Source organism: Actinoplanes sp. NPDC048791 (assembly GCF_040650095.1).
In the GTDB taxonomy this organism is placed as follows: domain Bacteria; phylum Actinomycetota; class Actinomycetes; order Mycobacteriales; family Micromonosporaceae; genus Actinoplanes.
On record NZ_JBEZGQ010000534.1, the window covers coordinates 1 to 5,826 of the forward strand.

At 72.6% G+C, this 5,826-nt stretch carries 4 protein-coding genes; all 4 read right to left on the reverse strand.

Annotated features, from left to right (window positions below; genetic code table 11):
* Window positions 1-1,774 (reverse strand): glycoside hydrolase family 36 protein (locus AB0C29_RS30225; protein ID WP_360827161.1); only part of this gene is annotated, 1,774 nt, incomplete at its 3' end.
* Window positions 1,775-1,776: 2 nt separating this feature from the next.
* Window positions 1,777-3,948 (reverse strand): CBM35 domain-containing protein, encoded by a 2,172-nt coding sequence (locus AB0C29_RS30230; protein ID WP_360827164.1) that lies wholly within the window; start codon window positions 3,946-3,948, stop codon window positions 1,777-1,779.
* Between the two features lie 108 nt (window positions 3,949-4,056).
* A complete protein-coding gene (locus AB0C29_RS30235) occupies window positions 4,057-5,094 on the reverse strand; it encodes a LacI family DNA-binding transcriptional regulator (protein ID WP_360827167.1) in 1,038 nt (345 codons plus the stop codon).
* A 53-nt stretch (window positions 5,095-5,147) separates the two neighbouring features.
* A partial coding sequence (locus AB0C29_RS30240; RefSeq protein ID WP_360827170.1) for a GGDEF domain-containing protein occupies window positions 5,148-5,826 on the reverse strand: 679 nt, incomplete at its 5' end.

Sequence of the window (5,826 nt, forward strand, 5' to 3'; positions counted from 1 at the left end):
GGCGGACGCCGTCGTGCACCAGCGCGCGCTGGTGCTCGGTCATCGCGTCCAGGCGCCCGGACAGGTAGAGCCGGCCGAGCATGCCGGTGCACATGGTGAAGGCGATCTGCTCGTCGGTCATGTCCGGCTGCGGGTAGGCCCAGCTCGCCGCCTGTTCCGGCAGCACGGACAGCGGCGCCGCCACCGCGATCGGCGGATATCTCAAGTGGTCCTGCTGGTCGCTGGTCGACTGCAGCTGCATGCGGGCCAGCAGGGCGTAGTCCATCCGCATGGCCCCGGACGCGCAGTTCTCCAGGGTCAGGCCGGGATGGCGGTCCAGCACCCGGTCCAGCCAGGCCAGGTGCGCCCGGTTGTGGTCGAGCAGCCCGGCTCCGGCGCTGGCGGCGGCGAAATCCGTACCGGGGCCCGGGTCGATGTTGTAGTCGAGCTTGAGGTAACCCACGCCGAGGTCGCCGGTCAGCCGGTCGACCACCTCGTCCAGGTGCGCGACCGCGGCGGGATGCCGCAGGTCCAGGTGGTACCGGTCGTGCTCGGCCAGCCGCACCCCGCCGCGCTGCAGGAACGCCGCGCCGGGCAGCCGGGCCGCCATCGGGCTGCGCACGCCGATCACCTCGGGCTCCAGCCACAGCCCGGGGACCATCCCGTGCCCGCGGATGCGGTCCAGCACTTCGCCGAGGCCGCCGGGGAAGCGGGTGTGCGACGGCCGCCATTCGCCGACGCTGTCCCACCAGTCGGTGCCGTTGTCGTACCAGCCGGCGTCGATGCAGAACACCTCGGCGCCGGCGGCCGCGGCCGCGTCGACCAGCGGCAGCAGCTTCGCCGTGGTCGGGTCGCCCATCAGCGTGTTCATGTAGTCGTTGAAGACCACGGGCAGGGCCGCGCGGTCCGGGTGCGGGCGCACCAGCGCCCGGCGGTGCCTGGTCAGCGCGGCGACCGCACCGTCCAGGCCGTGCTCGGAGACGGCGATCGACACCGGTACGGTCTCGAACGACTCGCCGGGTGCGAGCCGCTCCTGCCACTGGTGGTCGATGTCCGTCGGGCCCAGCAACGCCACGTACGCGCCCTCGCGGCGTTCGCCGACCTCCCAGCGCCACGGCCCGTTGTGCTCGATCTGCCAGAGCCACGCGCGGCCGGTGACCCGGTCGACGAGGCCGGCGGTGGGCAGGTGCGCCCCCGTCGACCAGGTGCCGTCGCTGGTGACCGCGTACCGGCCGCGGCCGTCCTGGCCGTGGTCCCGCAGGCCGATGCCGGGCAGGTGGTCGCGGAGGCGTTCGCGCACCCAACGGCTCTCGCCCAGCCACTCGCTGTCGGCCCGGACCAGGTCCAGCGCGCCCACCGGGGAGCCGGCGAACCCGGCCGCGAACGACGTCACGCCCAGCAGCAGCACCGGTGCCGGGCCCTCGTTGGTGACCCGGGTCGTCACCTGGCAGGCCCCGACGCCGTCGGCCGAGCGGAACCGCACCTGGGCGCCCAGGCCGGTCCGCTCGTCCCGCAGGAGGACGAGCAGCTGGTGCCACCGGCCGTCCCGGCTCTCCGAGCTGCCCGTGCACCGCAGCCGTACGCCCACAGCCGTGTCCGAGAACCGGTGTGAGGCCCGCGCCCGGCCCTCCCCGGCGATCAGCAGCTCGACCAGGGGCTGGGTGGCCCGCGGCGCGTCCGGCCGGCCGGTGACGAGCGTGCGTACCGCCACCGGGGCGTCCGGCTGGGCGTCCACGATGAGCCGCAGGGCGGGGTGGCCCCAGGCCATGCTGGTGCTGAGGTCCGACAAGACCACTGTCACTCCTGCCCGATCGGTGCGGCGATCCGGATCAGGTCGATGTTCGGGGCGTAGCCGGTGGACGGGTTGCCGAAGGTGATGGTGTTGGCCCCGGCGGCCAGGTCGACGTCCGTGACGGTGGTCCGGTAGATCGACCAGCCGAGCGTGTTGCGGAAGTACAGGCGCTTGGCGGGGCCGCTGTTGACGCTGATCTCGGCGTACCGGTCGACGATGTTGCTGTTGTAGTTGGTCGCGCCGTCGCCCAGCTCACCGTTGGCGTAGCCGACGACCATCCGGTAGCGCCCGGCGGCCGGGACCGTGACGGTGGTCCGCAGCGTGTTGCCGGCGCCCGCACCGAGGTAGCCGACGTACCGGCCTCCGGAGGCGGCGGGATCCGCGGCGACCACGGCCGTGCCGGACAAGGTGTTGCCGGTGGCCTCGGCCTCGTAGGTGGTGATCGTGCCGGTGGCGGGGGAGACGTCGAGGTGGTCGACATTGATCGCGTCCCGGTCGTCCGCTGCGTACGCGTTCACGTCGATCCGGTTGATGCCCGCGGTCAGGAACACCTTGCGGGTGACGGTGTTCCAGGTGTTCCAGTCCGTGGTGCCCGGCAACGCGAGGTCGGTCAGGTCGGCGCCGTTGAGCCGCAGTCGCACCGACCTGGCCGTGGGCGCCCCGGTGTACGGCCCGGCCGAGTAGCGCAGCCCCACGTTGTAGTAGCCGTCCGCCGGCGCCGTCACGACGAACTTGGTGCTGGCGGTGGTGCTGCCGCCGTACCCCTCGACGAAGTACGTGCCGGAGTAACCGGAGTTGCCGCCGTAGGTGATCCGCGCGCTGCCGTCGATGCGGGCGTACTCCGCCTCGTAGCGCGACGCCGACGCCACTGTGGACAAGTCCGTGTTCGGCGTGACGACGACGTGGTAGGCCGACGTGCCCTTGAGCCCGGTCAGCGGCACGGTGATCTGGCCACCACTGGCGGCGTAGTCACCCTCACGCACCAGGTACGGCCCGGAGGACGGGTTGAGCCCGGAGGTGTCCACCGCCCACACCGACGCGTGCACGGTCGTACCGAGGTACGCCGCCGCCCCGAGCCCGGTGACGACCACGTCGGTGTCGTACGTGCCGGACGCCGGATTGTTGCCCCCGAAGATGACCCTTGCCTGCTTCTTGGCCGGGTCCAGCGCCGCGACCCCCTGCAATGACCCGGTGGCCGAGGGCGGCGTGACGGCGACCGTGCCGCCGGTCAGCTCGCCGTACCACTTGTAGAGCCACCAGGCGCCGGTCGCCTGGTTGTTGCGGGTGACCAGGTCGTTGAGCCCGCCCGCGGTGGTCCAGTACGCGAGGCAGCCGTCCACCTTGCTCTTCTCGAACCGGGCGACGAACTGCACCAGGTTGCCGGGCACGCCGAGGTCACCGGAGAACCGCCCGTACTCGTTGATGGTGATCGGCCGGGGGCTGATGCCCAGCGCGGCCTCCATCGCGCGGTAGTCGTTGTAGTGCGACTCCCACCCGGTGAAGAAGTCGTCGCCGAGCTCGTGCCAGGTCATCACGTCGGGCAGCACGCCGTTGGCCTTGGCGGCGGTCAGGAACGAGCGCAGGTCGGCCGAGCGGTAGGCGGCGAAGTTCGGCCCGGCGATACGCGCACCCGGGTCGATCGAGCGGATCCGCTGGTACACGGTCTTCCAGTCGGCGTTCAGGCCGGCCACGTCGCCGGCGTACCAGATGCCGTCGGGCTCGTTGAACGGCACGTAGACGTACGAGGCGCGGTACGGGTCGGCCACCACCTTGCGGGCGATGGTGTCCACCTTGGCCAGGTAGTCGGCGAGGCCCAGGTCCTCGTACGGCCACTGCTTGTAGACGTCCTGGAGGTAGATCTGGATGTCGCGGCCGCCGGCGCGTTTGAACATCGGGGCGATCCTGAGCGCGTCGCCGTTGGGGTGCTGCAACCCGTCCGGTGCCTTCTGGGCGGTCACCTGGGGGCGGAGCGCGGCCAGCATGGTCTCGTTCGGGATGCCCTCGTCGCCGAGGCCGTAGAGGAAGCCGGTCGCGCCGTAGCGCAGCGCCCCGGTGCCGGCGGCCAGGTCGACGACCAGCCGCTGCGCGGCGGCCTGGGCGGGAGCGGCGGACTGGGCCGCCACCAGGACGGTCACCGCGGCCAGGCAGCCGGCGGCTCGGATCGGCAGTGATCTCAACGCGGACCTCCACGGGTGGATGTGTGACCGGTCACATGCATGGCAGTGATTGTGACCGGTCACATGGCCCACGGGAAGTCCCGTTACCGTTCTGTTACCAGCAGGTGTCTAGTGAGCTCGTGGGGCCGCGGTCGACTCGCGAACCACCAGATGAGGCGCGGGCAGAACGGGCTCCGGCCCGGACTCACCGGCCACCAATGCGGCCAGCGACGCGTGGCCGAGCGCCACAAAATCCATCCGTACGGTGGTGAGCGCGGGCGTCCAGTACGCCGCCCCGGGCACGTCGTCGAAGCCCACGATGCTCACCTCGCCGGGCACCTCCCGGCCCGCCTCGTGCAGCGCCCGCCGGACTCCCAGGGCGGTGTCGTCGTTGCCGCACAGGATCGCCGTGACCCGCGGATCCTCGGCCAGCCGGCGCCCGGCCAGGTACGCCGAGCCGGGATCCCAGCCCCCGGCCACCACCTCCGGCACCGGGGCGCCGGCCACGACCAGCGCGTCCCGCCAGCCGCTCTGCCGCGCACTCGTGCCGGTCTCCGACGGGATGGTGACGTGTTGCACCGTCTCGTGGCCCAGCTCCAGCAGGTGCCGGGTGGCGGCCCCGGCGGCCTGCCGCTCGTCCAGGTAGATCATCGTGCGGGCGCTGCCGGAGACCCCGCCGGCCTCGGTGACCCCGACCGCCGGGACGTCGTCCGGCAGGGCGCGCAGCACGTCGGCCCCCACGGCGTCGAAAGCCACCACGATCACGCTGCCCGCGCTGGGATCGCTGACGTACTCGACGGCGTGCCGGACGTCCGCGGCCCCGCCCGACTCCACCACCCGGATGCCCACCGCCAGCCCCCGCAGCCGGGCGGCCTCCTCGATGCCCTGCACCGTTGCCGCGTAGCCGTACAGCATGGTGTTGGTGGTGACCACGGTGACCGCGCCGGCCCGGCCCTTGCCCAGCGCCCGGGCCGCCCGGTTGGGCCGGTACCCGAGCCGGCCGATCACCTCGAGCACCGCGCGCCGGGTGTCCGGGCTGACGCTCGGCGACTCGTTGAGCACCCGCGAGACGGTCTGGTAGGACACGCCCGCGGCGGCCGCGACGTCACGGATGCTCAGCGACGGCTCGCGGCGTCGCGGGGCCGGTGGGTCCGAGGAAGCTCTCATCACAGCGTCATGGTGTGCGCCCGCCGGGCCCAGGTCAAAGACGCCGGCCCGGGTCAGCGGCGGGACGCGTCGTGCACGACCCGGTCGCGGCCCGCGTGTTTGGCGGCGTACAGGTTGCGGTCGGCCAGCGAGAGCAGGGTGGACGCGCTGGTCGTGCCGCCGGTGTAGGTCGTCACCCCGATGCTGGCGGTCACCGGCAGGCTGCCGGTCAGTTCGGCCCACGGATGCCCGCGCAGCTTCCGGCGCAGTTGCTCGCAGAAGGCCGCCGCGGTGGCCGGATCCGTGCCCGGCAGCACCAGCACGAACTCCTCGCCGCCCAGCCGCGCCGCCAGCGCCGGCTCGGTGACGGCCGTGCCGAGCAACGCGGCCACCTGCTGCAGCACCTGGTCACCGACGCCGTGCGAGAACTTGTCGTTGACCCGCTTGAAGAAGTCCAGGTCGAGCAGCGCCACGGACAGCGTGGTCCCGTCGCGCATGGCTGAATCCACCAGCCGTTCGAGCTGCTCGTCGACGTGCCGGCGGTTGTACAGGCCGGTCAGCGGGTCGCGCAGGGCCAGCTGGCGGAACTGCTCGGTGGCCCGGCGGGCCTCGGCGGTCTCGAAGACGGCCTGCGCCGCGTGCGCCCGCATCTCCCGCTGGGCGCTGTGCAGCTGCTCGGTCGCGGCATGGAACAGGCGGTACTCCGCGTACGCGGCAGGGAAGTCGCCGGTCGTCGCGAACAGTTCGGCGCGG

Bases quoted from the DNA above. Each gene is read 5' to 3' on its own strand.
- AB0C29_RS30235 (WP_360827167.1), bottom strand. From the start codon at position 5,094: ATGAGAGCTTCCTCGGACCCACCGGCCCCGCGACGCCGCGAGCCGTCG.